The 26,754-nt window shown below is 46.6% G+C and carries 28 protein-coding genes; 15 read left to right on the top strand and 13 right to left on the bottom strand.

Going from position 1 to position 26,754, the window contains the following annotated elements; all coding sequences use genetic code 11:
* Nucleotides 1-65 precede the first annotated feature (65 nt).
* A complete protein-coding gene (gene nadD, locus JGK16_RS11730; protein ID WP_293178918.1) occupies nt 66-794 on the bottom strand; it encodes a nicotinate (nicotinamide) nucleotide adenylyltransferase in 729 nt (242 codons plus the stop codon).
* A 749-nt stretch (nt 795-1,543) separates the two neighbouring features.
* Between nadD and murC the strand changes: the two genes are divergently transcribed.
* Entirely contained in the window at nt 1,544-3,100 is a 1,557-nt protein-coding gene (murC, locus tag JGK16_RS11725) for a UDP-N-acetylmuramate--L-alanine ligase (protein WP_293190588.1), read from the top strand.
* On the opposite strand, the gene JGK16_RS11720 is transcribed toward murC, so the two are convergent.
* Nucleotides 3,051-3,215, bottom strand: coding sequence for a hypothetical protein (locus tag JGK16_RS11720; RefSeq protein WP_293154224.1), 165 nt, complete (start codon nt 3,213-3,215; stop codon nt 3,051-3,053). The two genes, murC and JGK16_RS11720, sit on opposite strands and share 50 nt — an antisense overlap.
* A 35-nt stretch (nt 3,216-3,250) precedes the next feature.
* On the opposite strand from JGK16_RS11720, the gene murB reads away from it, so the two are divergent.
* From murB to JGK16_RS11705, 3 genes are all read left to right on the top strand, one after another.
* Entirely contained in the window at nt 3,251-4,207 is a 957-nt protein-coding gene (gene murB, locus JGK16_RS11715; RefSeq protein WP_293178923.1) for a UDP-N-acetylmuramate dehydrogenase, read from the top strand.
* Between the two features lie 62 nt (nt 4,208-4,269).
* Nucleotides 4,270-4,620: a YbaB/EbfC family nucleoid-associated protein gene (locus JGK16_RS11710; RefSeq protein ID WP_293178926.1), complete on the top strand. Its 351-nt coding sequence runs from the start codon at nt 4,270-4,272 to the stop codon at nt 4,618-4,620.
* Between the two features lie 191 nt (nt 4,621-4,811).
* Entirely contained in the window at nt 4,812-5,300 is a 489-nt protein-coding gene (locus JGK16_RS11705) for a low molecular weight protein-tyrosine-phosphatase (protein ID WP_293178929.1), read from the top strand.
* Nucleotides 5,301-5,324: 24 nt separating this feature from the next.
* Here the strand turns inward: JGK16_RS11705 and JGK16_RS11700 are convergent, their stop codons facing one another.
* From JGK16_RS11700 to JGK16_RS11690, 3 genes are all read right to left on the bottom strand, one after another.
* Nucleotides 5,325-5,486, bottom strand: a complete 162-nt coding sequence (locus JGK16_RS11700) for a hypothetical protein (protein WP_293190589.1) — start codon at nt 5,484-5,486, stop codon at nt 5,325-5,327.
* A 69-nt stretch (nt 5,487-5,555) separates the two neighbouring features.
* A complete protein-coding gene (locus JGK16_RS11695; RefSeq protein ID WP_293178935.1) occupies nt 5,556-6,296 on the bottom strand; it encodes a response regulator transcription factor in 741 nt (246 codons plus the stop codon).
* A 340-nt stretch (nt 6,297-6,636) separates the two neighbouring features.
* The gene (locus JGK16_RS11690) at nt 6,637-8,247 is read right to left on the bottom strand and encodes a glucose-6-phosphate isomerase (RefSeq protein ID WP_293190590.1); all 1,611 of its coding nucleotides are present in this window, start codon (nt 8,245-8,247) and stop codon (nt 6,637-6,639) included.
* Between the two features lie 618 nt (nt 8,248-8,865).
* Here JGK16_RS11690 and dusB point away from each other — a divergent pair.
* Both dusB and argF read left to right on the top strand, forming a co-directional pair.
* A complete protein-coding gene (gene dusB, locus JGK16_RS11685; RefSeq protein WP_293178986.1) occupies nt 8,866-9,879 on the top strand; it encodes a tRNA dihydrouridine synthase DusB in 1,014 nt (337 codons plus the stop codon).
* A gap of 162 nt (nt 9,880-10,041) precedes the next feature.
* The gene (argF, locus tag JGK16_RS11680; protein WP_293178941.1) at nt 10,042-10,962 is read left to right on the top strand and encodes an ornithine carbamoyltransferase; all 921 of its coding nucleotides are present in this window, start codon (nt 10,042-10,044) and stop codon (nt 10,960-10,962) included.
* A gap of 315 nt (nt 10,963-11,277) precedes the next feature.
* Here argF and JGK16_RS11675 read toward each other — a convergent pair whose 3' ends face one another.
* The 3 genes from JGK16_RS11675 to JGK16_RS11665 all read right to left on the bottom strand — a co-directional run bounded on the left by JGK16_RS11675 (nt 11,278) and on the right by JGK16_RS11665 (nt 14,026).
* Nucleotides 11,278-11,862, bottom strand: a complete 585-nt coding sequence (locus JGK16_RS11675) for a Uma2 family endonuclease (RefSeq protein ID WP_293178944.1) — start codon at nt 11,860-11,862, stop codon at nt 11,278-11,280.
* A gap of 169 nt (nt 11,863-12,031) precedes the next feature.
* A complete protein-coding gene (locus tag JGK16_RS11670) occupies nt 12,032-12,706 on the bottom strand; it encodes a response regulator transcription factor (protein ID WP_293178947.1) in 675 nt (224 codons plus the stop codon).
* A gap of 117 nt (nt 12,707-12,823) precedes the next feature.
* Complete coding sequence (locus JGK16_RS11665) at nt 12,824-14,026, bottom strand: sensor histidine kinase (protein ID WP_293178950.1); 1,203 nt, start codon at nt 14,024-14,026, stop codon at nt 12,824-12,826.
* Nucleotides 14,027-14,383: 357 nt separating this feature from the next.
* Here JGK16_RS11665 and JGK16_RS11660 point away from each other — a divergent pair, with 357 nt between their 5' ends.
* Complete coding sequence (locus JGK16_RS11660) at nt 14,384-15,733, top strand: calcium-binding protein (protein WP_293178953.1); 1,350 nt, start codon at nt 14,384-14,386, stop codon at nt 15,731-15,733.
* A gap of 418 nt (nt 15,734-16,151) precedes the next feature.
* On the opposite strand, the gene JGK16_RS11655 is transcribed toward JGK16_RS11660, so the two are convergent.
* The 3 genes from JGK16_RS11655 to JGK16_RS11645 form a co-directional block, all read right to left on the bottom strand.
* Nucleotides 16,152-17,651 (bottom strand): family 10 glycosylhydrolase, encoded by a 1,500-nt coding sequence (locus JGK16_RS11655; RefSeq protein WP_293190591.1) that lies wholly within the window; start codon nt 17,649-17,651, stop codon nt 16,152-16,154.
* 243 nt (nt 17,652-17,894) lie between these two features.
* The gene (locus tag JGK16_RS11650; protein ID WP_293190592.1) at nt 17,895-18,176 is read right to left on the bottom strand and encodes a type II toxin-antitoxin system RelE/ParE family toxin; all 282 of its coding nucleotides are present in this window, start codon (nt 18,174-18,176) and stop codon (nt 17,895-17,897) included.
* A complete protein-coding gene (locus JGK16_RS11645; protein ID WP_293190593.1) occupies nt 18,166-18,408 on the bottom strand; it encodes a CopG family transcriptional regulator in 243 nt (80 codons plus the stop codon). The genes JGK16_RS11650 and JGK16_RS11645 overlap by 11 nt, the downstream gene beginning before the upstream one ends.
* 142 nt (nt 18,409-18,550) lie before the next feature.
* Between JGK16_RS11645 and JGK16_RS11640 the strand changes: the two genes are divergently transcribed.
* The 4 genes from JGK16_RS11640 (at nt 18,551) to JGK16_RS11625 (ending at nt 21,249) form a co-directional block, all read left to right on the top strand.
* Nucleotides 18,551-19,174 carry a hypothetical protein gene (locus JGK16_RS11640; protein WP_293190594.1) on the top strand — a complete coding sequence of 208 codons (624 nt, stop codon included), beginning with the start codon at nt 18,551-18,553 and terminating at the stop codon, nt 19,172-19,174.
* A gap of 101 nt (nt 19,175-19,275) precedes the next feature.
* Nucleotides 19,276-19,749, top strand: a complete 474-nt coding sequence (locus tag JGK16_RS11635; RefSeq protein ID WP_293190595.1) for a BsuBI/PstI family type II restriction endonuclease — start codon at nt 19,276-19,278, stop codon at nt 19,747-19,749.
* Nucleotides 19,746-19,868, top strand: a complete 123-nt coding sequence (locus tag JGK16_RS11630) for a hypothetical protein (RefSeq protein WP_293203094.1) — start codon at nt 19,746-19,748, stop codon at nt 19,866-19,868. The genes JGK16_RS11635 and JGK16_RS11630 overlap by 4 nt, the downstream gene beginning before the upstream one ends.
* A gap of 7 nt (nt 19,869-19,875) precedes the next feature.
* Entirely contained in the window at nt 19,876-21,249 is a 1,374-nt protein-coding gene (locus JGK16_RS11625; RefSeq protein ID WP_293190596.1) for an MFS transporter, read from the top strand.
* 403 nt (nt 21,250-21,652) lie between these two features.
* On the opposite strand, the gene JGK16_RS11620 is transcribed toward JGK16_RS11625, so the two are convergent.
* Both JGK16_RS11620 and JGK16_RS11615 read right to left on the bottom strand, forming a co-directional pair.
* Nucleotides 21,653-23,011: a calcium-binding protein gene (locus tag JGK16_RS11620; protein WP_293178971.1), complete on the bottom strand. Its 1,359-nt coding sequence runs from the start codon at nt 23,009-23,011 to the stop codon at nt 21,653-21,655.
* 229 nt (nt 23,012-23,240) lie between these two features.
* Entirely contained in the window at nt 23,241-24,611 is a 1,371-nt protein-coding gene (locus tag JGK16_RS11615; RefSeq protein ID WP_293178974.1) for a calcium-binding protein, read from the bottom strand.
* A 135-nt stretch (nt 24,612-24,746) separates the two neighbouring features.
* On the opposite strand from JGK16_RS11615, the gene JGK16_RS11610 reads away from it, so the two are divergent.
* From JGK16_RS11610 to JGK16_RS11595, 4 genes are all read left to right on the top strand, one after another.
* On the top strand, nt 24,747-24,956 hold the full coding sequence (locus JGK16_RS11610; protein ID WP_293178989.1) for a hypothetical protein: 210 nt from the start codon (nt 24,747-24,749) through the stop codon (nt 24,954-24,956).
* The gene (locus tag JGK16_RS11605) at nt 24,956-25,471 is read left to right on the top strand and encodes a GNAT family N-acetyltransferase (RefSeq protein ID WP_293178977.1); all 516 of its coding nucleotides are present in this window, start codon (nt 24,956-24,958) and stop codon (nt 25,469-25,471) included. The genes JGK16_RS11610 and JGK16_RS11605 overlap by 1 nt, the downstream gene beginning before the upstream one ends.
* 289 nt (nt 25,472-25,760) lie before the next feature.
* Nucleotides 25,761-26,507 carry a HEAT repeat domain-containing protein gene (locus JGK16_RS11600; protein ID WP_293150888.1) on the top strand — a complete coding sequence of 249 codons (747 nt, stop codon included), beginning with the start codon at nt 25,761-25,763 and terminating at the stop codon, nt 26,505-26,507.
* A 55-nt stretch (nt 26,508-26,562) separates the two neighbouring features.
* Nucleotides 26,563-26,754, top strand: a 192-nt coding sequence (locus JGK16_RS11595; RefSeq protein ID WP_293178980.1) for a PD-(D/E)XK nuclease family transposase, incomplete at its 3' end; no start/stop codon positions are given.

Genomic DNA, 26,754 nt, shown 5'->3' with positions numbered 1-26,754 from the left:
CTTTTCGTCTGTATCGAAAAAATCTGAAATTTTTGAGAAGGCAGAAATCGGAAGGCTCAAGGCATTCAGCTTTCGGCTGCTGGTTGCTGGTAAAGCTGATGGGCCGCAATATAACTCCCGACAACTTCCGGTACTAAGTCGCCCAGCTCGCGATTTTGGGCCCAGCAGCGGCGGATGTGGCTCGACGAAATCTCGATCGCGCGCATGGACAGCACCTCCCAACAAATTTCCACATCTAGCAGAGCCATCTGTTCGGCAACTTTGCAGCAAACAGCATTTGTCTCAACCTGCATCCTGTCGTCAGCATCAATGGACACATCGCTCAAACTATCGCCCCACTCAGATGCTGCCCCTATGTCCCCGCTTTCTGCTGTCTGCGGATCTACCTGACTCGGACGCGGGCCCACCAACCAGTGGCACAACCGCCCGATTTCGGCCGATCGGTGCCATTTGGGAAGAGTTCTGAAAGCATCGCTGCCAATAATCCAGTGCAGCCGATCGCCTGGATACATTTTTTGCAAATACAGCAAAGTGTCGATCGCAAAAGAACTGCCCGAGGGATTTGCCTCCAACGGAGCTAGTAGGAAGTCTGGGCGATCGCCGAGCGCCAGAGCGAGCATGGAGCGCCGCCGCTCAAAACTTGCCAAATCCGATCGCCACTTGTGAGGAGGAGCGCGATCGGGTACCCAAATCACTCGATCGAGATTAAATTGACTCGCAGCCGCCTGGGCTACCAACAAGTGACCCCAGTGCACCGGGTCAAAAGTACCCCCAAAAATCGCTATTTTCCCCATAATTCCCAAAAATTAGGATTAATTAGGATTAATACAGACAGACATCGCCCAAATTTCATGTTTGTGCGCTTTTACCACTAAGCTCAGTCACTGTTTGACGGTTGCGATCGAATGTATATTTTGTATATAACTTATTCTCAAATAGGTGAGGTATGACTGTGATTTAAATTGTTGGGCTGTACCTTGATGTAATGTATAAAAGAGCGTAAGAGGGCTGAAGCCCAACAACGTACCTTTATTAAGTGAGGAAATGTATACAGATATGTGAGAAACTACTGTGGTGGCGATCGAGTCAATCTCTGATTTTCAGGAAAAAATGACCGTACCCGCAGATAAATAACTAGAAAATGAGCGAACTTTTGTGATACGTGGTAGTGTTTGTAAATCCTGATGGGTTTTACCCTCAATCTTCGTACAAAGGTTGTGGGGCTTTTGCTGCCGTATCCCAGCACAGCAGGCGGGTAGAAAGAGAAAGAATGCAGGAGATATGCAACCGCCCACAATTAGTCAGTTAGCCCCGACCCCAGACCCCATTCTCTCTGACCTGCAATTTTCGAGCTGTGACTGTTCCGGAAAACTACTCGGTACTAAGTCATATAGGATACAAGACAAACATCTCTACAAGTCCCACAATTCTAGGGACGCGCAGAGAATTTTGTACAAAATCTCTAGCGAACTGTATCCTGAAAAAACAATTCTTGATATGATATCGCGTGTTATTGGCGTGGTGTGGTGTGTGAGGAGCGAAGATGCCGAGTTCTGTTGATTTCAGCGGGAGACCATTTCATTTCATCGGCATTGGTGGAATTGGGATGTCAGCCCTTGCCTACATTCTAGCGAAACGCAAGTTGCCTGTGTACGGCTCCGATATTAAATCGAGTCACATAACCGAGCGCTTGCAAGAAATGGGAGCTCACATTTTTTGGCGTCAAGACGCCAGCAATTTTGAAATATTTCAAACGGCCCTCAACGGTAGCAGTCCCGATCGCGGGGCAGCCGAAAAGGCCGTATCCTCGGCAGTCGCTGGCACGGTAGGGACTTCCGTGGCGACAGCCGAATCTCTCAAATTGAACGGCAAGGGTTCTGGCCCCCAAGCAATTGTGGGATTGCCTCAAGTAGTATGTTCGACGGCAATTCACCCGGCAAATGCCGAATATCGAGCTGCCCTAGATTTGGAATGTCCGATTTTTCATCGATCGGATGTGTTGGCAGCGTTAATTCAAGATTACCAAAGCATAGCCGTAGCAGGGACTCACGGCAAAACTACCACTAGCAGCTTAATCGGCTTTATGCTGATGGCTGCGGGTCTGGATCCGACGATCGTAGTAGGAGGCGAGGTAAATGCTTGGGAAGGGAATGCCCGTTTAGGGGAAGGCCCCTACTTGGTCGCCGAGGCTGATGAATCCGACGGTTCCCTCGTCAAGCTCGCAGCCAAAATTGGCATAGTGACGAATGTGGAACTGGATCATCCAGACCATTACGATACCCTCGAACAGGTAATAGACACATTTAAAGTGTTTGCCAAAAACTGTCAAACGTTGGTGGGCTGCATTGACGACGAAATCGTCAAAGACTGCCTTGCACCGAATGTCAGCTACAGCTTGAATCCGGACAGCGGTGCTGACTACACGGTTTCCGATGTGGAATACGGCGCCGCCAGCACCAAGGCTGGCATTTGGGAGCGAGGAGCTTTCCTGGGGGAAATGGAGTTGAAGTTGTTGGGCAAACACAATCTTAGCAATTCACTAGCAGCCGTAGCAGTTGGTCGATTGTTGGGGTTGGAGTTTTCGGCGATCGCTTCATCGATTGCTGGCTTTGAAGGCGCTCGCCGCCGTTTTGAAGTGCGGGGTTTTCACAATGACATCCTGTTTGTGGACGACTACGCCCACCATCCCAGCGAAATTCGCGTTACCTTGGCCGCTGCTCGCTTACGCATCGAAGGTAACGAAAAGAATTCCAAATCCCGAAGAGTAGTTGCTATTTTTCAACCGCACCGTTACAGCCGAACTCTGACATTTTTGCCAGAATTTGCTCAATCTTTTGGGGATGCAGATTTGGTTGTCGCTTGCGATATTTATAGTGCTGGGGAACCGAATTTAGGAGAGATTAGCGGGCAGCAGGTTGCTGATTTGATTGCTAAAGAAGGCCGAGAGGTTGAGTTTCAATCTTCTCTGGAGTCGGTAAGTAAGTTTTTAACCGAAAATCTGCAACCGGGGGATTTGGCTCTGTTTTTGGGTGCTGGCAATCTGAATCAGATTATTCCAGAGGTGATGGCTTTTTATCAACAAGCCGATCGCCCGGATTAGCTCTCGCCCGCCCCAAGTCGATCGACATGATGGCGGTGCAGGTTGTACCGACACTGCTGTCTGGCGACTCTCTCAAAACAGTCGCATAAGTTACGCAAACAGAATTTGCTACCACCTCTTCAAGCGAATGTATTTTTAAGGATTTTCAAGATGGTGACTATATCGAATGACTCCTGTGTGAAGGAAAATCGGCGAGTGTATTCTCCTATTTCTTTGCGGGGAACTGACTGTAAAATTAATTCTCAAGTTTCTTTGGCGGGTCTGACTTCTTTCCGAGTCGGCGGCCCGGCTGAGTGGTACGTCGCTCCCCGCAGTCTGGAGGCTTTGCAAGCGAGTTTTGCCTGGGCGCACGATGAAGGGATACCGGTGACTCTCCTAGGCGCGGGTTCTAATTTGTTGGTGAGCGATCGGGGTTTGTCCGGTTTGGTCGTCGCCACTCGCTACCTGAAACAGGTAAACTTTAATGCAGAAACAGGTCAAGTTACAGCCGGGGCGGGGGAGTCAATCCCCCGCCTCGCTTGGTTGGCGGCTAAGCGGGGCTGGAAAGGCCTGGAATGGGCAGTTGGCATACCGGGCACTGTGGGAGGCGCTGTGGTGATGAATGCAGGCGCTCACAGGGGCTGTGCTGCTGATATTCTAGTCAACGCTCGCCTGCTATCCCCTAATGGTAAGGTGGAAATTCTCACACCAGAAGCTTTGGGCTATCGTTACCGGACTTCAGTGTTGCAAGGGGGCGATCGACTGGTAACAGAAGCGACTTTCCAGTTGCAGCCGGGATTCGATCGATCGCAAGTCATGGCAGAAACTAATAACAATTTCAGCCAGCGGCGGACGAGTCAACCCTACCACCTGCCTAGCTGCGGCTCTGTTTTCCGCAACCCCAGCCCCAAGGCAGCAGGCTGGTTAATCGAACAAGCGGGACTGAAGGGATACCAGATCGGTGGCGCGCAAGTAGCTCAGCGCCATGCTAATTTTATTCTTAACTGCGGGTCAGCAACGGCCAATGATATTTTTCAAGTGATCCGCCACGTTCAACAGCAAGTCGAGCAGCGGTGGTCGCTGTTGTTGGAGCCAGAAGTTAGAATACTGGGAGAGTTCCCCTTCTAAGGCATGATTGAAGTAATACGGAAACGGCAGACTGCCAGCGCACACATCATCACAAAGTAGTTATGACAAAATCAGGACAAGGATTTGGCTTCGGCCTGGGCAAAATGAAAGAACTGACTGAAGCTTTCAAAAAAGCTCAGCAGGTTCAAGAAGGAGCTAAAAAGCTCCAAGAAGAGTTGGATGTAATGGAAATTGAGGGAACTGCCGGCGGCGGCTTGGTTAAGGTTTTTCTCAGCGGCAACCAAGAACCCCGCCGCGTCGAAATCTCACCGGATGCGATCGGTGAAGGTGCTGATGTGGTTTCTGAACTCGTCACGGTGGCGATGCAGGATGCCTACACTAAGTCTACGGCAACGATGCGGGAGAAAATGGAAGAACTGACCGGCGGACTGAATCTCCCTGGGTTCGGCTAGTCATTAGTCATCAGTCATTAGTCATCAGTCATTAGTCATTAGTTGACTGTTGACTAATGTTATTGGTTATTGGTTATTAGCAGCCCCAAGCGAGCAACAAATGACTAATGACTAATAACGTTCGCGAGCGGGGACAGCGCTAATGACTAATGACTAATAACTAATAACTAATAACTAATGACTAATAACTAATGACTAAATTATTGTTTGTCTGCCTCGGAAATATCTGCCGATCGCCCTCAGCAGAAAATATTATGAATCACTTAATTAAACAAGCTGGTTTGAGCGATCGCATCACCTGCGATTCAGCCGGAACTGGCGGGTATCACATTGGCAGCCCCCCTGACAACCGCATGGCGTTGGCGGCGAGGAAGCGCAAGATTGAATTGTTAGGCGAAGCCCGCCAATTTAACAGGAAAGATTTTGAAAATTTTGATTTGATTTTGGCGATGGATCGCGACAATTATCGCAATATTCTTGCTGTTGATACTGCGGGAAAATATAAAGATAAAGTGCGCTTGATGTGCGATTTTTGCCGATCGCACGACTTGAAGGAAGTTCCCGATCCTTACTACGGTGGGCCGGAGGGATTCGATCGGGTAATTGATTTACTGCTGGACGCTTCGGAGGGTTTGTTGGAATACGTTATCAGTCAGGAACAATTAACAATTAACAATTAACAATTACCAATTACCAATTACCAATTAACAATTACCAATTATAGCATTTCGATCTCCCCTATGAGGTACGCACTGGGCTCCGTGGGCACGCAGGCATACCTCACTACGCTTGAGAACCGCCATACCAGAAAGAATTGGTTGAAAGCCCCAAGCTTTTTCGGGAGAAATTAAAATCAGACTATTCATTACTCAAATCCTCTTCCTTCTAGGTAGAGGTCGCTGTCAATTGTCAACTGTCAACTGTCAACTGAACAATTACCAATTACCGACCAAATGGTGTTCCATCGCAAAGCGAACCAGTTCTGCCCGGTTGTTGCTTTCAGTTTTTCTGAACAAGCTGCTGACGTGCTTTTCGATGGTGCGAGGACTGAGGTGGAGCCGATCGCCGATTTGAATATTAGAAAGACCTTCTGTCAGCAAATCTAGCACTTCCTGCTCTCGTTGCGTCAAATTCGGAGCATCGCCACTGCCATATACCCGCGCGAACGAGCTATCCCGTAAAGAATCGCGCGTTTCTGGTTTTTGAGTTAAAAAATCAGTTTGAGGCTGGTCATTGGCGATGATACCTGTCGCTGTTGGCATCTGTTCGGGTTCGGGGGAACGAGACGGTGCCTGAGCAATTAGAGCGTAGCGATCGAGCAAAGAGCGAATTACCGCGCCCAATTCCGGGAGTTCAAAAGGCTTAGCCAGAAAATTGTCGCACCCCATCTGATAGCCGCGAATCCGTTCCTGCGTGCTCGTGCGTTCCGTCAAAAAAATCACCGGTAGCAATCGGAAGGCGGGACGAGTCCGAACTCGACGCACGAATTCGTAGCCATCCATCTCGGGCATTGTAATGTCGGTAACAATCAAATGTGGCTGAAATTCCTCTACCAAGCCTAAAGCATCTTTGCCGTTCTCAGCAGCGATTACAGAGTATCCCGTAATTTCCAGATAATCGGTAATCGACAAGCGCGTCGCGAAATCGTCGTCAGCAACCAGAATCGTCAAGGGCATGGGCGGACATTAAAAATTAAACATTAAAAATTAAAAGTGATTAATTTCACTTTTAATTTTTAATTCTACTGTTTAATTCTGTTGTTGACACTCCCCGAATATCAAGGTACCGGGATTCTTAAGACATTTCTGTCAAAATATCCCTTTTGTTAAGGTTCCTTTCGCTGACTACGTTTACACGCTTAAGTGCGTAGTCATGTCTCCTCAAAATGTTTTGGGCGTAGACTTTCCCACCGGCAGGGGGTTGGTTTTTTAATCTTGTCTGATGTGTTTATTTTACCATATTCATTTGTGAAGATGGATTTGTTATTTTACTGAACAATGGCGAAAAGCCGGCCACTCAAGAAGGGGTTTTAGACCCATCTCTCTGATAAGTTGCAGTTAAAGTACCAGGTTGCGCTAATGTTCCCTGCAAAGCTACGCCGCGCCCGTTGGCTGCCAAATGCCGCAGAGTTTTGTAAATTGTCTCGATTTGCTCTGGCCTTCCTGCTTTTTTTGCTATTTCTGATACAGATAGAGGTGTTGGAGCGTCTTTGATAACTTGCAGCACCAGTTGCTGCAAATCTAACACAGCAGCGGCCGCTTTTTTACCGGCTTCAACCCCTGGCTGGTGATAGGCATTGACATTCACCAAGGAACCGTAAAAACCTACGGCTCTTTCGTAGAGGGCGATTAATGCTCCTACTGTCCGAGGGTTGACTTTTGTAATTGTGACGGTGATTGAATCTCGATGATTTTCGTACAAAGCTTGTCGAGTTCCCTGCAACAAACCAGATAAATAATCTCCCGAGGTGACGCCCGGTTCTACTTCTGGAGAAATTCCTTGCCTGTCTTCCAAAACTTCGATAAATGTTAGGAAGAAATTCGGCACGCCTTCTCGGAGTTGCTGGACGTAGGCGTGTTGGTCGGTGCTGCCTTTGTTGCCGTAGACTGAGATTCCTTGATAAACTGTGTTGCCGTCTAAATCTTTTTCTTTGCCGATCGATTCCATGACTAATTGCTGCAAATAGCGGCTGAACAATAGCAGGGAATCTTTGTATGGCAAAACTACCATGTCTTTCTCGCCGCGTCCGTTGCAGGCAAAATACCAGGACAGGGCTAAAAGGGCTGCGGGATTGTTTTTAATGTCGGGAATTCTGGTAGCTTCGTCCATGACTTTAGCGCCATCGAGCATCGCCCGAATGTCGATGCCTTGCAAAGCTGCTGGTAAAAGTCCTACGGCTGAGAGTTCCGAAGTGCGTCCTCCCACCCAGTCTGACATGGGGAAGCTGGCAATCCAGCCTTGTGATTTGGCTAATTTGTCGAGTTGGCTGTCTGTGCCGGTGATGGCAATTGCCTGTTTGGCGAAGTCGAGTTTTTGGGCTGCGAAGGCTTTTTGAACTTCGATCATGCCGTTGCGGGGTTCGGGGGTGCCGCCGGATTTGGAGATAGTAATTACTAAGGTGCTGCTGAGTTTGTCTTTGATTTTGTTGAGGATGCGATCGATCCCAGCCGGATCTGTGTTGTCAATAAAATGAATTGCTAGGGGTGGAATGTCTGGGGATAGGGCTTCGGCGACGAATTGAGGCCCGAGGGCAGAACCGCCAATGCCGATCGAGATTATATCGGTAAATTGCGGAGCAAATGGCGGTTTAATATCGCGACTTTGAACTTTCTTGACAAATTCTTCGACTTGTGATATGCCTTCGACTATTTCTTGTTTTAATTCTGGAGTGGGAGCTAAATCGGGGTTTCGCAGCCAGTAGTGGCCCACCATGCGGTTTTCGTCGGGATTGGCGATCGCGCCTGCTTCCAAAGCTGTCATATCTTTGAAAGCTTTGTCAAATTTGGGCTTGAGTGCTGCTACCGCATCGTCGTCGAATCCCATCCGGCTGATATCGAGATAAAGTCCCAATCCAGAGTGATAGTAAAGCCAGTCTTGATAGCGTTGCCAGAGTGCTGCGGCGTCCATATAATTCTCTACGATTCTTATAATGTTCGATCGGGCTAGTCGGGAATCAACCAATTGTAGTTTAAAACGATGTTATGTATGGCTTTTGCAGAATCCCAATAAATTTAAGCATTAGTCGTCTGAAGGCGAAACCCTCCGACAGGCAGAAGAGTCTGGCAGAATTAGAGAATAAAAATGTGACTAGCCCAACAGTCTGAGTAGGTAGAACGCCCATTAGTGGCAAGGCCCCATAGATACATCAAAAGTAAAGTGAAAGCGACAGATAGATTTAAATGTTGTCAGGGTTCGGCTTGGGATTTTAGTTTGACAACAGTTAAATTTTGGCAAGTCCCTTTAAAATAGGCATTGCAGTCTGGTTAAATATACTTTTTGCGGTCACTCAATCATCGGCTAAAAATATAATGAACAACTGTCAAATACCAAAATTGTAGTATAATATACAGCAATAGTGCTTCACTTAAGAATGCTCCCCCTAGCCCCCCGACTATCAGGGGGAGACAAGAGTATTTTCAAAGTCCCCCGACTATCAAGGGATGCGAGGGGGATCTCCGGGCAATAAACAGCGCGAACAGAAACGTATTGGAATATACAGATATTATAATTAAAGTGCGATCGACTATGCTTACTCTATCTCCAGAATTAAAAGAAAGATTAGCAACTCCGCTAAAAATCGGCGACTTTGAAGTCAAAAGTCGTGTTCTGCAATCGCCCTTATCCGGCGTAACCGATTTGGTATTTCGCCGCCTGGTGCGCCGCTATGCCCCGGATTCGATGATGTACACCGAAATGGTCAATGCTACGGGTTTGCACTACGTGAAGCAACTGCCGCGAATTATGGAAATCGATCCAAACGAGCGCCCGATTAGCATTCAATTGTTTGACTGCCGGCCGAATTTCTTGGCAGAAGCGGCGCAGAAAGCTGTGGCAGAAGGAGCTGATACTGTTGATATTAATATGGGCTGTCCGGTTAACAAAATTACTAAAAACGGCGGCGGTTCTTCGCTGCTGCGAGATCCCGAAACAGCAGAGGCAATTGTGCGGGCGGTTGTGGATGCTGTAGATGTTCCTGTGACAGTGAAAACTCGCATCGGTTGGACTGACAAAGAAATTAATATTGTGGAATTTGCCAAGCGGATGGAGGATGCGGGAGCAAAAATGATTACCGTGCACGGCCGCACGCGATCGCAAGGTTACACCGGCCCGGCAAAATGGGAGTGGATTCGCCGTGTTAAGGAAGTTTTATCGATTCCCGTCATTGGTAACGGAGACATTTTTTCAGTGGAAGCAGCGGTGCGGTGTCTCGAAGAAACTGGCGCCGACGGAGTGATGTGTTCGCGGGGAACTTTGGGCTATCCATTCTTGGTGGGAGAAGTCGATTATTTCTTGAAAACAGGTGTGGAAAAGATACCTCCGACACCAATTGAACTTCTCGAATGTGCTAAGGAACATCTGCGGGCTTTGTGGGAATACAAAGGTGAAAGCGGTGTCTCTCAAGCGCGCAAGCACTTAACCTGGTATGCTAAGGGCTTCCCCGGTGCTGCGGAATTGCGGGGTGTGTTGGCTGTGGTAGAAACGGTTGAGCAAGGTTGCGAATCGATCGATCGCGCGATCGAGCAATTGCCAGCAGTTTAAAACCCTGGGAGAGGGACTCGCCAAAAGCCCGCTGTTGCGAGTCCAATCGCTGGCAAAAAGTAAGGTTCGTAGTGAGGACTTTAGTCCTCTAATTCAGAGGACTAAAGTCCTCACTACGAACCGTTTTTATTAACAGTTGAAAATTTGTGTGTAGGGGAAAGCATGGACTCATTAAAAGGGCGAGATTTATTAAGTCTGGCCGATTTAAGCATTGACGAATTAAATTATTTACTGGATCTCGCAACCAGTTTAAAATCGGGAATGGTCAAGCTGAAACGCAACAAAGTTCTCGGCTTGTTATTTTCCAAAGCTTCGACACGAACGCGGGTGAGTTTTACGGTGGCAATGTATAAATTGGGAGGGCAAGTAATCGACCTCAATCCCAATGTAACACAAGTCAGCCGTGGCGAACCGTTGGTAGATACCGCCAGAGTTTTAGACAGATATTTAGATATTTTGGCAATTCGGACTTTCGAGCAAAAGGATTTAGTAACCTTTGCCAATTATGCCAAAATTCCTGTAATTAATGCGCTAACAGATGACGAACATCCATGTCAAGTGCTGGCGGATTTAATGACAGTCAAAGAGTGTTTTGGCAAGCTGGAAGGACTGACGCTGACTTATTTTGGTGACGGCAACAACATGGCTAATTCGCTGATGTTGGGCTGTGCAATGATGGGGATGAATGTCAGAATTGCTTGTCCTAAAGATTTCCTGCCAAATCCTGAAATAGTAGCAAAAGCTGAGGCGATTGCTAATGGCAAAACCGAAGTTACTGTGACGGCTGATGCGGAAGCTGCTGCTAAGAATACTCAAGTGATTTACACTGATGTTTGGGCAAGTATGGGACAGGAAGAGGAGGCTAAACTCAGAATTCCTTTGTTTGAACCTTATCAGGTAAATGAACGACTGGTAGGGATGGCCGATCGCAATGCCATCGTACTGCACTGTTTGCCGGCACACCGGGATGAAGAGATTACCGATGCGGTGATTGAAGGTTCGCGATCGCGCGTTTGGGATCAAGCGGAAAATCGGATGCACGCTCAGCAAGCTTTGCTGGCTAGCATTCTCGAAAGCGATTAGGTTAATAAGATAAGACGGCGGTTAAGACGGCGGTTAAGACGGCGGTTGAAACCGCGTCTACACAGACAAAACCCACCTCCGTGGGTTGAAGAGTGGGCAGTTAAAATTACGCGATCTTCGGAGTCTTCCGTTATTTCAAAATAAGACGGCGGTTGAAACCGCGTCTACACAGACAAAACCCACCTCCGTGGGTTGAAGAGTAGGCGGTTAAAATTACGCGATATTCTGAGTCTTCCGTTATTTCAACCGCCGTTTTATCTGAACCGTATTGGATCAAAACCGACTGCAATTATTGTATTAGTTTGATAGCGGTTGTCAATTTGATATAATAGGTGGCAGCATTTCCCCAATTGCAATATTAAAAGCGGGAAATTGCAGCGGTGAAATACTGGCAGTTTCCTCAAGAATGACTTCGCTTTGATACCCATCATCAGCGGGTTCTCGAAAAACGTGCAGTTGTCTGTCATTCACATTTAATACCCAATAATCCACAATTCCCGATCGCGCGTAAATTTTGGCTTTAATTTCGCGATCGTAAGCTAAGCTGCTGTCTGCCACTTCGATAATTAGATATACTTCTGATGGCGTCGGATGGTGAGTGGCGTAGTCAAAGGGATCGATTCTAACTACAGCGATATCCGGTTCGGGTTCGGAATTGTCATCGAGGGCGATCGGATCTTGCATTCGTACCCAAGCCAGATTTCCAAAAAGGTTTTGCAGCAATCTATCTGTACGCCCTAAAGCGGAGGTGTGAGCAGTTCCTTTTGCACTCATTCTGATAATATTTCCTGAAACTAATTCGACTCGTTCCTCTGGGTGAAAAAATCCCATCTCTCCCAGCTTCTGATATTCTTTAACTGTCCATTTGCGGAGCGTAAAAGGGGCTTCTGTTATTAGCATAGCTTCACCAAAAATATCGCAATTCCATCCAGGATAATTTTATTGTAGCTTATTAGGTAAAGTATGCAGCGGTAATCCGAGCGGGATTGTGCAGCCTCTCTATTCCCTCTCTCTGCGCCCTCTGCGCCCTCTGCGGTTAATAAAAAAACAATAAAATGATTCAAATGATTCAGGTTTCGATCGCCGAATTGGCGTAAATTGCCAATTGCGATCGATTTCGTAAATTCAACCGATTCAGTAGATGAGTAACATGAGTTTTCACCGTTCCCTCAGAAATAAACAACTGCTGGGCAATATCTCGGTTAGTTAAACCTTTACCAATCAACTGCAATACCTCTTGTTCGCGCGGGGTTAATTGTGTCAGTGCAGCGAGTTTCGAGGGTTGAGCGGTAGGTGCTGGATTAGTAGGTTCTGAATTAGTAGGTGCTGCACAAAATCCTGTTATTAGCTTATCCATTAAGCCAGGAGCCAGTTGAGTATAACCCGATTGCACCAAACGAATTGCCTGTGCTAACTCTTCCGATGGCATATCTTTCAACAAATAGCCCTTGGCCCCGGCCCGCATCGCATCAACAATGTATCCATCGTCATCAAAGGTAGTTAATACCAAGACACTCGTATTTGGAAATGACTGGCAGATCAGGCGAGTTGCTTCTCTACCATCCATCACGGGCATTTTTAAATCCATTAATACAACATCGGGTTGGAGAGCTTCGACTTGCTCTAGAGCAGCTTTACCGTTGTGGGCAATTCCAATCACTTCTAAATCTGATTCTAGGCTTAACATAGCCTTGAGCCCTTGGCAGATAAGCTGCTGATCGTCAACTAGCAATAGACGAATCATGGGGAAATTCCTAAATCTCTTATCCCATAATAGTTCTTAATTGCACAGACAAAGAAAAAACGCCAAAAGAGGTTACGTTAATTTTACATTTTGTTACATGAAGTAATTTATTTTCGCCTACCTACTTAACGGCAGGCTAACATCGATTCTACATCCCGCTGCGGGTGATGTTTCCAGGTGAAACTCTCCGTTGAGAGAAGCAATTCGCTCTTGCATTCCTCGCAATCCAAACCCGCCAGTACCACTTTCTAATTTGAACCCCCGCCCGTTATCCTCAACAGTCAGGTGCACTCGATCGCCCGTTGTGTGCAATTGCAGATGAACCTCGGTAGCTTGGGCGTATTTGCAAATGTTGGTCAATGCTTCTTGCACGATGCGATACAGCGTTTTGACAACTTGAGGTGGTAATACAACTTCCACGCAAATGCTGCTGGTAACAGTAATGCCCATACTCTGGCGAAAGTCTTCCATCAGCGAGGAAATCCCCTGTTCCAAGGTTTCTTCTGCTTCTGCGTCAGCCCTCAGCGCATTTACCGATTGTCGAACTTCTTTCATCGCCACCTTACCGAGTCGGTGTGCTTGTTCCAAAAACGGTTGTGCCTCTGTTGGGTCATGCTGCCAGAGTTTCATGGCGGTTTGCAGTTGAATGTTGAGCGAAGTCAAGGCGTGACCCAGCGAATCGTGAATCTCTCTAGCAATGCGATTGCGTTCCTGAACCGCTGCTAAATCTTCTATTTGCAGGGCATATTCTCGTAGCTGCGCGTGGGCTTGCGATAGTTGTTCCTGAGTTCTACGTTCTGCTAGTAAGGTACTGACCAACTGCGACACGAAAAATAGCCCCAATCCAAACATCAACAATTCTGCCGTCTGGTGCATCCAAATTTGTTGTTGCTCGACATTAGGCAACATCAGGGGTATCACTCTTTGAAGATACTGAACTTGATGAAACATATACATTACCAGCGAAAGACCTGCCACTATCCACCGACCGGGAGATTCAAATAAAAAACAACTGCGAATTAACACGATCAAATACAGCGTCGGTAGGATATGCAGGTATCCCAAGGTTGTTCCGTAGAAGATCAGACCCATTTCGATCGCCGTATAGACATAGCGAAACGAAGTTTTGCCAGAGGGTAAGAGCCATCCCATCAAGCCCAGGGATACCAGGATTAGAATGTGCTGTACGGGAATGCTTTGACGCTGCCACGCTTCGATCGCAGCCATCACTCCACAACTGCCTAACATGATCCATTCGGTGTACAGCAGAAAGCGAAATGGTTGAGGTTGGGTTTTTAGTAGGGATGCGATCGCAGTCATGGCAGGGGCCTCCAGTAGTTGTGGCTCTCAGTATTCCCAAAAAATACTGCAAGTCAGACTGAATGTCTATAAAACTCGGCAATTTTCTAACTTTCGCTGATGCTACCCCTGGGAACTATGACTAAAGTTATAGCCGATCGGGAGAGGCAGCGCGAACATCGCACTCGGCAGTAATGGGCGATCGCGACTTTTGGCAGATAAGCGGGCGATCGAGAATATCCATTTCGTTGATGTCAGATCGAGACGTTTTTCAGATGTGTTGAACCGAGTTTATTTCCTAAGATTGTGACATAGCAAACCAAAGCAAACAGTTTTGATTTGCCTCAATAATTCACTTAATATCTAGGAGCAACCAACATGGCTTTAATTAATGGAACCAACGGCAACGACAATCTGAACGGTACTGCTGCTAGCGATACCCTGCGGGGATTGGACGGAAACGATAATCTGTTTGGCGGTTTCTTTGGGGACGATCTTCTGGATGGTGGAAACGGAAATGATACAGCGACCTATCTAGGATTTGGTAATAATATAATTGCGTCTTTAGAGACTAACAAAGCAACTTTTTTTGGAGGTAGCGGAACTTTCATCGGTATTGAAAACTTAATTGGTGGTAACAATCAAGATGTCTTGACTGGCAACGCTTTTAACAATCTGATCGATGGTAGTTTTAGCAATGACGACATCTCGGGCCGGGCAGGGGACGATCGCCTAATTGGTGGAGACGGATTCGATACTTTAAGGGGAGAATTAGGCAACGATAACCTGCGAGGTGGCAACGATACGGATTTGCTAGACGGTGGAGATGGGGCAGATTTCCTCGCTGGCGACAAGGGTAACGATACGATGATCGGCGGCAGTGGCGATGACAACTTTCAATGGGTGGATGGCGACGGCAGCGATCTGATTCAAGGCGGCAGCGGTAGCGATAATTTGTTATTCAACGGTTCGATCGCGCAAGGGGATAATATTAACCTCACCCAATCGGGATCGAACATTGTATTGCAGCGCACCAATCTCGTCCCCGTAACCTTAACAACCACAGGCATAGAAAGTTTTAATGCAATTAACGGTTTAGGTGGCGATGATGTTTTGACTGTCAGCAATCTAGGCGTGGCAAGCGGTGTCGGATTTATCCAATTCACGGGGGGGGATGGCAACGATCGCCTGAATGCGAACTCCAGTGTATCGCCAAACATCGATTCTAGTGGTGGTAACGGTAATGATGTTTTGAACGGCGGTAACGGCAACGACTCGCTATCGGGCGATCGAGGAAATGACGTTATTGTTGGGGGTAACGGGAACGATTTAATTAAAGGTGCCGAGAGTGGCAATCTGGGACGGGGTGAGATCGATGTGCTCATCGGCGGCGCAGGTCGAGATACTTTTGTGCTGGACAATTTCTATAATGATGGCAACATCATTGCAGATGGTGATGCGCTCAACTTTTTCAATGGCATTGATGGCACGGGAGATTTTGCTCGCATCATAGACTTCAGAATCGGTGACGATCTGATTCAACTGTCCGGGCCTCGCAATAGCTATGAGCTCAAACCCATCACCAATTCCCTGCGAGGAGGGAGTGTCGCTCAAGATATGGGAGTTTTCAAGAAAGGATTTTTACAGCCCCTTGAGTTGATTGCGATCGTTCAAGATGCACCCAGTAACCTAAATATCAACGATACAACGCAATTCAGAATCAGCTAGTTTTGTGTCGATCGATCGCACTGCTGTTAGTTTGGAGCGAGTTTTGATTGTAGCTTGGGTAAGGTGCACGGGTTTCAGCTTAACTTGTTTTCCTGCGGTCAGCTTAATGCGCTTTCTCCCAGTCCGGCAGGGGTTTAAACCCCTGCCTCATAGCTTAAGTCGGTTAAAACCGACTGCAATTATTAAATTTATAGCCTTTCTCACAAAGATTCGCGGACGTTGTTGGGAAGAAGGCCCTCTTGATTTAAGCGGTTATATAAGCTGTCAGTCATACCTCATCTTTCTGAGAAAGGCTATATTACATAAATTAATCGTTACAAATAGATAATTCATGAATTAGTAAGGTGTGCAGTGCACACCCTAAAAAGTGGCTACAAACTAGCGAAGTAAGGTGCACATTGTGCACCCTACAGACTGATTAAGAGGCGGCGAAATTCACTTTTGTGACTTCACCTGCGACAACATTAACTGTTTGTTGAATTTGACTTGCATCAACTTTCAACTGATAAGAACCGGGTGAAAGCTCGATCGCACCAAACCATCCTTTACCATCCGCCCGCAGTTGGCGCACCTTGCCACCAGCATTAACTGCCTGCAATGTCAAGCCCGCGCCGTCGCAGCTTCCTTGGCACTGTTGCAAATTTCCGGCGATCGCCCCAGCAGTCGGCCGCGACTTCCAAGGCATATCAGGAATCCCCGCCGGAGTGGCCCACACAGGCTGAGTTTGAACAGTTTTACCCGTTGCACCATCAACGTATTGACTAGGCTGCGACAGCGCATTATAAAACCAATCATTACTCTGCGACAGGAATTTCCAAGGCTGACGGGGCAAATCACCACTACCGCCCGATCGCAATTCAACGTTACTGTAAATATTGGTGCTAGCGTAGGAATAAAGCACCGTACCAGCAACGCGATTTCCTTTCGCAGAAGGCGCTTCGGCGCGGCGAATCTGCCCTAGAGTGTCTTCGATGTAGTTGAGATAGTTGCCAGGCCCGATCGCGATTTGGCGGTTGTACTGGTGGTCTTTAGCGTACTCGATCCAGTGGTCGTAACCCATCTTTTGCTGTGGCTTGTACTCGCGCTGGTAAGTCATCGGCATCGCCATGTCGAGAATACCTTCTTCCAGCCAAGCGCGCCAATCCTGCAATACTTCTCTGTAGGGCTGCGTTTTATACCAGCCTGCATCGTTAGCTGGGCCGTCTCCCCAGGCGATCGTCGCTGCGGTAATTTTAACGCGCGGTTTAATCGCCATGGCTTCTACATAAAGCTTCCGCACTAAATTTGTCACCTGATCGCGCCGCCACTGCATCCACAGAGGATCGCTGGCTGCCGGTTTGCCCGATCGACCGTTTTGTTGGTTGAAACGGGCGATCGAAGTAGGATTGTAGCCCCAATTCGGCCCGCCGTAGCGCACGTAATCTAGCTGTACGCCGTCCACATCGTAGCGCTTCAACAAGTCCAAATAGACAGAAACAGTATAATCTAGGGCGTCTGGATTACCGGGATCGAGGAAACCTTTCGCTTCGCCACTCGAAATCAGCATCGCCCAATTGTCCTTTCCTGGGGCATTGGGCCCATGTTGTTGCCAAACATGATTTGCAGGAAGTTTACCACCGGAAACTACTGGTAGCGTCACCATCCAAGCGTGTACTTCTATACCTGCGGCGTGGGCTTTGTCAATCAAATCTTGGAGGGGATCGAAACCTGCTGGAACATTCGGATCGGTGGTGCGGGGTTCGATCGCACTCGTGTAAAAGGCATCGCCACGGCGGCGGACTTGGGCGACGATCGCGTTGGCATTAGCCCTCTGTGCGTCAGCAATCAACTTGGTTACTTCTTGAGGCGTTTTGAAACCGGGGTTGAATGCGTCCACCCAGAAGGCGCGAAATTCGCTGGTTGGGGTTAGTGGAGGCATAATGGCGATTGCGCGATTCGGGAACAAGTTGGATAACCAACCGGGAGTCAGCAGAAAACTGATTGTTAAGCCGATCGCGAACAGGCTTGACAAAAAGAGTGTTTTAGTATTTCGCATGAGGAATGTGTGAGAGAGCGTTTAACTGTCCTTTACGGACTTTTGGTGTGAGCGTCCGCTTGACATTTTGGCACATCGGTGAAAGTTTGGACGAAAATAGACTGAACTTGCGATCGGCCGCATCACCTAATTTTCTGGATACTTTCTTGAACTGTGAAGGATACGGAGAATTTCTACGCTTTCTTCTTTTACTCGATAGATGATGAGATAAGATGTATTGGAAATCACAAGTTCTCTAGTAGCTTCTACGCGACCAACTCTGCCCATAAAAGGAAACTCTACCAGTTGACCAACAGCACTCTGAATCCTTAAAATTAATTGCCTTGCTGCCTCTGGATCGTCTTTGACAATATATGCGTGAGCTTGTTCTAGATTTCGCAAAGCTTGTCGCAGCCACTTAATTTTCATTTGTCAACTTGGCAAAAATTGCTTGGACTTCATCATCGCTGGCAAAGTCTCCAGCTTCCGCCTCGGCAACGCCTTTGTTAATTTCATCAAGCAGCCATTGATAGATTTCCAGGTAAGAAGCGATCGCTTCATTCAAAATATATGTTAAATCGCGATCGGTGACATTGGCGATCGCCCTCAGCGCCTCTTTTTTTTCGCTATCAAGTAGAAAGGTAAAATTTTCTTGACTCATGGCTCCCCTTTGCTGTGATTGGAAGACAGTAAACTGCTAATATGATAGCGTATTAGTGCCTATTTGGGCGAAAAAAGACAGAAGGGGCGAAACTTTGCTATCATTTAGCTATAATAAGTAAAACAACAGATAGCGTATTGATATGACGGCGATCGAACAACCAGTAATTAAAACTTATTATGATTTATTTGACCTCGTGCGTACCCGACCCAAAATGTATTTAGGCAATAATGGAGAAACCCTGACTGCACTAATGGCGCTTGTGACTGGCTACCATTTTGCTTGTTTTTATAAGGGAATTAAACTTGACGAAGGAACGCCTCCCTATTCCCACTTTATTCACTGGATAACGTATCGACTTTTTGGCAAGCCAAACAGCCTGCCTTGGGATTTCATGGAAGAGGAACTCGGTCAATCTGCCGCTTTTTCGACTTTCTTCGAGATGCTTGACGAATTCCGCAGTCTCCAAGCGTGTCTTCTTGCCAGCATACAACCAAGTACCAAACATCAACTAACTGGTAAAGTTTTAATTCATCAAGGCAATGCTGAAGATGGTTTGCGAAGACCTGTGCCATCAAATATTACAATTGTTGGTTATCCAAATGTCCCTGTTTGCTTCATGAGTTATGAATATGCCGATCGTCCGGCTTATGAAACAATGACGAATTCATTAAAAGAAGCGCTGGAATTTGTGAATATAGATATAAATTTTAAAATAAGTGAATGGAATTTTACCGAAATGGGCAATGCTCGCATGAAAATATAATTCATGCTGGAAGTTTCCATTGATTTTTCTAAATAAGAGTTAAATCATCAGTTGGTCGCGCAGGTTTTAGTGTTGTGAATCCTTACCATACATAACGTCCGGTGAATAATCCCAAAAACGTCTTAATATCAAAGATTGTGAGTGAGTTTGCTTCTCGCTTTACTCCTGCTGGTACGCTGCTTTATGTCGGAGATACAGATGAAAAGTTTGCTCATTTCAACGAAGCATCGCTAACTGCATTAGGAGTTACAATTGATGCTCATGGTAAAATGCCAGATGTAATTGTTCACTTCACTGAAAAAAACTGGTTGGTGTTGATTGAAGCTGTTACTTCTCATGGGCCCATTAATCCAAAACGTAAAACTGAACTTGAGAATCTTTTCAAATCTTCCACAATACCTCTGGTCATGGTGACAGCTTTCCTCAGTCGAAAGGCAATGGCGGAATATTTATCTGATATTGCTTGGGAAACTGATGTTTGGGTAGCAGAAGAGCCTACTCACCTGATTCATTTTAACGGACAACATCTGTTGCAGGCTTATTCAAAAGATGAAAATATTTGTGAGCCAGAATGATGCTAAAATACGCTGTTTGTATGGCTGGTGCTGGCATCAGCACAACATATACTGTGATGTCAGCGGTTGAATTGACCGGAAATTGTCGATCGCACTCAGTAAACCAAATCAGTAGTTAGGCAAAATATGTCTGCAATGGAAAAAAAACCGATCGATGGATTGTGGGTATCAGTATTATACTTCGCTCAGGGTCTCCCGTACACCGTCGTTAATTTAATGTCGGTGATTTTTTTGAAAGGGATGGGAACCAGCAACGAACTAATCGGATTGACAAGTCTGTTATCTTTTCCTTGGGTATTAAAAGGTTTGTGGGGGCCCGTTGTTGATATGTATTCCACTAAACGCAAGTGGATTTTAAGAACGGAAATCATTTGTGCTTTTCTGTTTGCTTTCCTAGCTTTTGGTGTGTTGACGCCCCTGGCTATTATTATATCGCTGGTTGTCTTTACAGCGATCGCCTTTGTTTCAGCTACTCACGACATCGCCATTGACGGATTTTATTTAAACACTCTCAATAAAGACAAACAAGCACTATTTGTCGGTGTTCGCAACACGGCTTATAGAGGTGCCGTGATTGTCGGTAGCGGTGTCTTGGTTTTCTTGGCCGGTAAACTAGCAGAACAGCATTTAATCCCGGTAAATGCAGGCGATACTAAAACATATCAGGAGATTCCGCTGTCACTTTTCGGTTCGTCTTATAATGTGTCTCCGATTAACTACGGATGGGCGACAGCCTTTGGCATTTGCGCGCTGATTTTTGTGCTGATTTATCTGTTTCAGCGGTGGTATCTTCCCTATCCTAGAAATTCTGCTGCGGAAACAGGCGCACCCCAACAAAAAATTAGCTTTTTTGAGTCATTTAAAACCTATTTCCAGCAAGATAAAATTGGTTGGATTGTGACTTATGTCTTGATTTTTCGATTGGGAGATGCCCTGACTTTTAAAATGGCTCCTCCATTTTTAATGGATAAAGTTGAGAAGGGAGGATTAGCAGTTTCTACGTCAGATATGGGTTTGCTATCAGGTACTGTCGGGATAATTTTTCTGTTAATCGGAGGGTTGCTGGGCGGTTATTTGATTGCGAAACAAGGACTGAAAAAATGGATGTGGCCGACGGCGATTATGCAAAATTCAACTAACTTGCTGTATTGGATGTTGGCAATCAATCAACCGGGGATTGAGTGGGCCTATGCTGTAAATTCGATCGAGCAATTTACTTACGGACTTGGTGTAGCTGCCTATACAGTGTTCTTAATGCGGACTGTCCGCCCTGATTACGAAGCATCCCACTACGCGATTACCACGGCTTTCATGGCCGCAGGAGTGCTGATTCCGGGCGTTTTTAGCGGTTATTTACAGACTGCATTGGGCTATCAAAATTATTTCTTGTTTAGTTCACTGGCTGTGATTCCCGGTATGCTGACGATTTTCTTTTTGCCACTAGAAGATGAGAAAAAATTAGAATCTATGCCCCGGCCTGGACTGGACGATCCAGATTAATTAAATTGTATCTGTAATTAGGTACGTAGTTGCGATGAAAGCGCGCTCTTGGTGAATATAAGCTAAGAGCGCTGAAGCGCAACTACGTACCTTAGAGGGAGGCAACGCAACCTTTGATCGATACTTTTGATAGTTTTATATCTCCTATCCTGACAATTGCTCCACCCTGGATTGCCCCGATAGATAAGGGGTAGGCACGGGACACTACCCCTACAAATCTTCATGAATATTTTAGGAATACTATAATTTACTCCACAAAATATAGGACACAACAATGTTGTATCCCTACCCCATATAGCAATCCTAAAATTAGGTACTTAGTTGGGCAAAGTGCGCTCTTCATAATATAAGCTAAGAGCGCTGAAGCGCAACTACGTACCTTTAGGATTGCTATAGTCGCCAACTAAATCGAAATAAAATCCCTGGCTGTTAGCGGACTGCTTAGTACGCCGAAGAAACTGGCAAGAACTTCACCACTGCTGGCAATTTCGATGGTTGTTGAAATATCGGCTTGAGTAATTCTCAGTTGGTTGAAGCTCAAACCTCTGGTCAAACCAATTGAATCTTGACCCTGTTGAAAGTCTAGAAGTGTATCTGTACCGGCCCCTGCTCCTAACACAAATACGTCCCGTCCAGCACCACTAATTAACAGATCCGCACCCACTCCGCCAACGAGGGTATCGTCCCCGTCTCCCCCGCTCAAATTGTCATCTCCTTTGCCCCCGAATAGTTGGTCATTGCCGAGGCCACCGCTGATAATATCGTTACCTTTATTGCCGCTGAGAGTATCGTTTCCCCCATTACCAGTTATAATATCGTCCCCGGCCAAACCTGAGGTTGTATTGTTGGCATCGTCGCCTACTAAATTATTAATTTGGGAGAGGTCGAGAGCAGTTTTCATTGCAAGAACGTTTCCGAGAAAAGAGGTTCCCGGAGTGGTTCTCAATTGCTCTAAACTGCTGCGGGAAGCCAGGGCTTTTCCTAAGGGTGGCAGCGCAAAGTTTAAGCCTGCTAACAGCTCTAAATAATCTGAATCTGTAAAATTGAAATCCGGGCGGTTCAACTGGTCTACAGATATCTCTGTCTTGGTCAAACCGGGAGGAGGAGAGCTTAACAAACCACTTTGGGTGTGCTTGTCCAAGACAAGTAGCGGGTTAATAATCGGGTTAGTAAATGTTTCAAGAACTACTTTTCCGGGAAGAAAAGCTTCTCCTCCCAAACTAACAAAATCGCCACTAACTATATAGTGAGTTACATTTTTGCCTGCACTCGCTTTCTGCTTAAATGTATTGACTATACTTTGAGCAATTCCGGGAGAATTAAAGGTAACAATATCTCCGATCGCAGATGTGAATTCTGTGGCGGCTAGTTGCGTTATGGCGCCGCCCAAGCTGTGCCCGAGAAGGTCTGGTGGCAAGCGGCGGGGGTTTTTTGTTGTGTCTTGACCGATTTGTGTCAGCCAAGTTCCTAAGGCTTGTTTGTTGGCTTCAAATTGGTTGAAGCCGACGCTTCGCTTGTCTGCGTTGGCAAGATCGTCTACGAGGGAGTCGGTGCCGCGAAATACTAGAACTGGCGGTTTGTCTGGGGTGGTGGAGATTAAGCCGATCGCGTGAAATCCCGTTAGGGGATCGTCAAAAGTGCGATCGATTCGGTAGCCGACAGCCGTCAAACCAGCTTGAACTACAGTTTGTAACTGGGGGTTGTTATCTATGTAAACAAGCTGCTTGGCTATAGTTTCGTAAGCGGCGGGGGAGGATGGCATATTTTTGTTATTTCCTGTCGTTTGATTGGGATTGGCTTTTTAAGCTAGTCAACTCATTTTACAGTAAATTAGGTTAATAAACAATATTTGTTTCTCCTATTGCGCGTTCCTAAATCACCCAATAGTCGGCTTGTGGCAGCGGATTTCGCAATAGCAAAAAACACACAAAAAAAGATTTACGCGCAATAACTTGCAGTTGTTGCGCTACCCAAACTACTATTTTGATCCATTAAATCTGCACGAAATCCGGTCGCGTGAGGTCGTTAGCGGACACGCCTCTGACGGTAGCAATAATTTCCCCAGTAATCGGGATAGTAATTACAGCTCCGTCAGCACTTGGGGTAACAATAATTTGAGGGTAAGTTAGACCCCGTGATAGGCCAATTAAATCTTCACCCTTTTTAAAATCGACAATCACATCTGCTCCGCCACCTGATTCTAATACAAAGCGATCGCGCCCTGCACCGCCAATTAAAAAATCGTTGCCAAATTCGCCGGAAATGAGGTCGTTTCCGTCGCCACCATCCAAAAAATCGTTGTTTCTGCCACCGTACAAGAAGTCGTCACCACTGTCGCCACTGAGGCTGTCATTATCTCGATTGCCTCTGAGAGTGTCGTTACCGGCGTTGCCGATAATTGTATCCTCTCCAGGGCCACCGCTAGCAGTATTGTTGCGAGCGTCGCCTAATAAATAATTTGCTTGCAGGGGAGCTAAACCGAATTGCATTTGTCTGATTAAGTCCACAAACGAAAATTCTGAGGCTGTTCTCAAACTCTCTGCACCGGCTCGGTTTCTGATTGCCACTGACACATTTGCTAGGGGAAAATTTAGTGCAGCAATAAACTCGTTAAAATCTGAGTCGTTGTTACTATAAGTAAATTCGGGACTGTTTAAGTTTTCGAGGGAAAATTGCCTCTGGAAAAAATCTGCGGGTGGAGCAGTTAACAAATTTTCTCTGCGATGTTTGGCTAAAACACTTAAGGGATTAATAGTCGGGTCTGTGAAAGTTTGGAGAAATACTTTTCCCTGGATAAATGCTTCGCCAAACAAACTGACAATATCTCCGCTGACAATGTAGTGACTGACATTTTTGTTGCCTGCCCTACTGAGATTTTTCCGAAAATTGCTGGCGATACTCGCTGAGACTCCGGGAGAGTTGAAAGTCAAGATATCGCCGCTCAGAGATGTGTATTCGCTGGCTACAATTTGAGCGATCGCTCCGCCCCAACTGTGCCCGACGACATCGGGCAATAATTTGCTGGGGTTTTTGGCAGTATCTTGACCGATTTCTGCGAGCCAGTTTTTGATACTATCTTTGTTTTTTTCAAATTCTGGTAAGCCTATGTCGCGGGAGGCAGAAAACATAGCGTCGCCGTCGATGAAGTCGGTACCTCGAAATACGAGGACTGGCGGTTTGGTGGGGTCAGAGGAACCGAAGCCGATCGCGTAAAATCCGGTTTCTTTGTCGTCCAATATGCGATCGATATAGTAGCCGTTAGTGTCCAGGAAGCGCGAAACTTGATTTTGCGCGTTCGGCTTTTGATTCAAAAAAACAATTGACTTAGCCAGAGCTTCATAAACAGCAGGCGAGGCACTCATAATATTTTATTTGGTGTTTGTTGGTATTTGCGATCGCTCTGGTTTTGAGCTAATTTTCCACTGTCAGCCATTATAACTGACAAGATTTGTATGGTACACTTGATAATATCTACTCAAGAATCATTTTTTGCGGTTATGACTATCATTCGTCAATACATTGCTCCATTGATCGCAATATTAGTATTTTTCGTGGCTCTGGTAGCAGTCAGCGCTCGCATCTTTTTGCCGGCTGACATGGCTGCCCCGGCACCGATTGAGGAACCGATCCCGCTCCATCAAGCGGTATCTCTGAATCCTATTTTCTTGGGGCTCAATTATTCCTCTCTCCCTGTCCAAATTCGCTGATGTCTGCTCAGTTGATACCGGGCTACAGGCTGCGATCGGGTTCTGGACTCGATCGCGCAAAACTGCTAAAGTTCCTGCACCATACTTACCGAGAGCTTTACCCCGATCGCGAATTGGGACATTTGGCTCAAACTGTCGAGCAGTATTTTTCTAAACAGACGCCGCTTTGGTGGGTAGAGTGCCTGAAAAACAGCCCGTTCGAGGGAGAAAGTTTTTCCGGGATCCCCTCGCAGCCGGCAAATCCCACATCAGTTGTCGGATGTTTGTGGTTGGGAAATGCGATCGACCAAACCACTGGAGAACGCCACGGTCACATTTTTCTGCTCTACATAGCACCGGAACACCGCCGTCAGGGACTAGGTGCAGCTTTAGTTATTCAGGCAGAAAATTGGGCGCGTTCAAGAGGCGATCGGCAAATTGGTTTGCAAGTTTTTCTGAGCAATCAGCCTGCGATGAATCTCTATCAAAAATTAGGCTATGAGAGTCATTCTGTCTGGATGATCAAATCTCTTTGAAAAACCAGAGGTATTTGTTTGCAGTCAGGGGTGCAGCGGCTTGTGCAAGGCAAATATGTTTGTAGGGGCGAAGCATGACCGCAGTCAATATAAAATTATAACTAATAACTTATATGCGGTCATGCTTCGCCCTCTTCAAAAACCAGATGCACCAGCTCTTCTTCCTGACTGCGAACAATAGGAGGACTTGAGAGTTGAATCGGAATGCTTTTATTGCCGGAAATGCTAATTTATATTGACCGCTGAATCAGTTGCGCCCGTAGCATCCTCTCTGCGGTAAAGTTTTTTTATGAACAATAACGACTACACCAACGCCCTCGATCTTGATACGGAACTGGAAAGCCCTTTGGATCATTTTGATGAATCCGAACCCCCGCTACCAGATCCAGAGGAAATGCTGCCTTTGCTGGAATCGCCGGAACCTCAGCACCGGATGATGGCGGCGCGGGCTTTTTGCGAACTCCAGGACGATCGCGCGATTTCGCATTTAATTAATTTGTTAAGAGACGGTTGTCCCTTGGTGCGGGTGAGTGCGGCCTATGCTTTGGGGCGAAATCCAAGTCCCGATGCTGTGGAACCGCTGATCGAGCAACTCAACCGCGATTGGAACGGTTACGTTCGCAAAGGGGTAGTTTGGGCCTTGGGAAATTGCAGAGATCACCGCGCTTTATCGCCCTTAATTGATGCTCTGAGAACTGATATTTCGGCGGTACGTTTGTGGGCGGCGAGTTCTCTGGGTCAAATGGCAAAAGTTGGTTACTATGTGGTGATTGCGGGGATTCCACCGTTGATTCAAGCATTGCGAAGAGACTCTGTATCTGCCGTTCGCAGTAATTCCGCTTGGGCGATCGGGCAACTGGCGCGCGAGTTACCGAATAATGTAGTGTACGCTGGGGCGATCGACGCTTTAATTGAATCATTAGAAGAAGATGAAGACATGGGCGTGCGCGACGATGCTAAATCTTCGCTGTTGCGAGTCGGCGATCCGCGAGGTTTGCAGATTATTGAAGACTTAGAAATGGAAGGAATATTATAATGAATATTCCACAATTAAGCACCGTTTACAAATTCCCAATTACCCGTTACCAATTATGAACTTCATCAATCCCAAAACAGATTTTGGCTTCAAAAAAATCTTTGCATCGCCCCAGCACAAAGAAGTTTTGATTAGCTTCCTGAATGCCATGCTCTACAACGCAGAGCCGACAATTCAAGACTTAGAAATCATCGACCCCTACGCCGCACCAGCAATTACTGGTTTAAAAGACACTTACCTGGATGTC

Source organism: Microcoleus sp. PH2017_09_SFU_O_A, assembly GCF_020738625.1.
GTDB lineage: Bacteria > Cyanobacteriota > Cyanobacteriia > Cyanobacteriales > Microcoleaceae > Microcoleus.
Note: the sequence above shows the minus strand (reverse complement) of the source record. Positions and strands in the feature narration are given on the sequence as shown.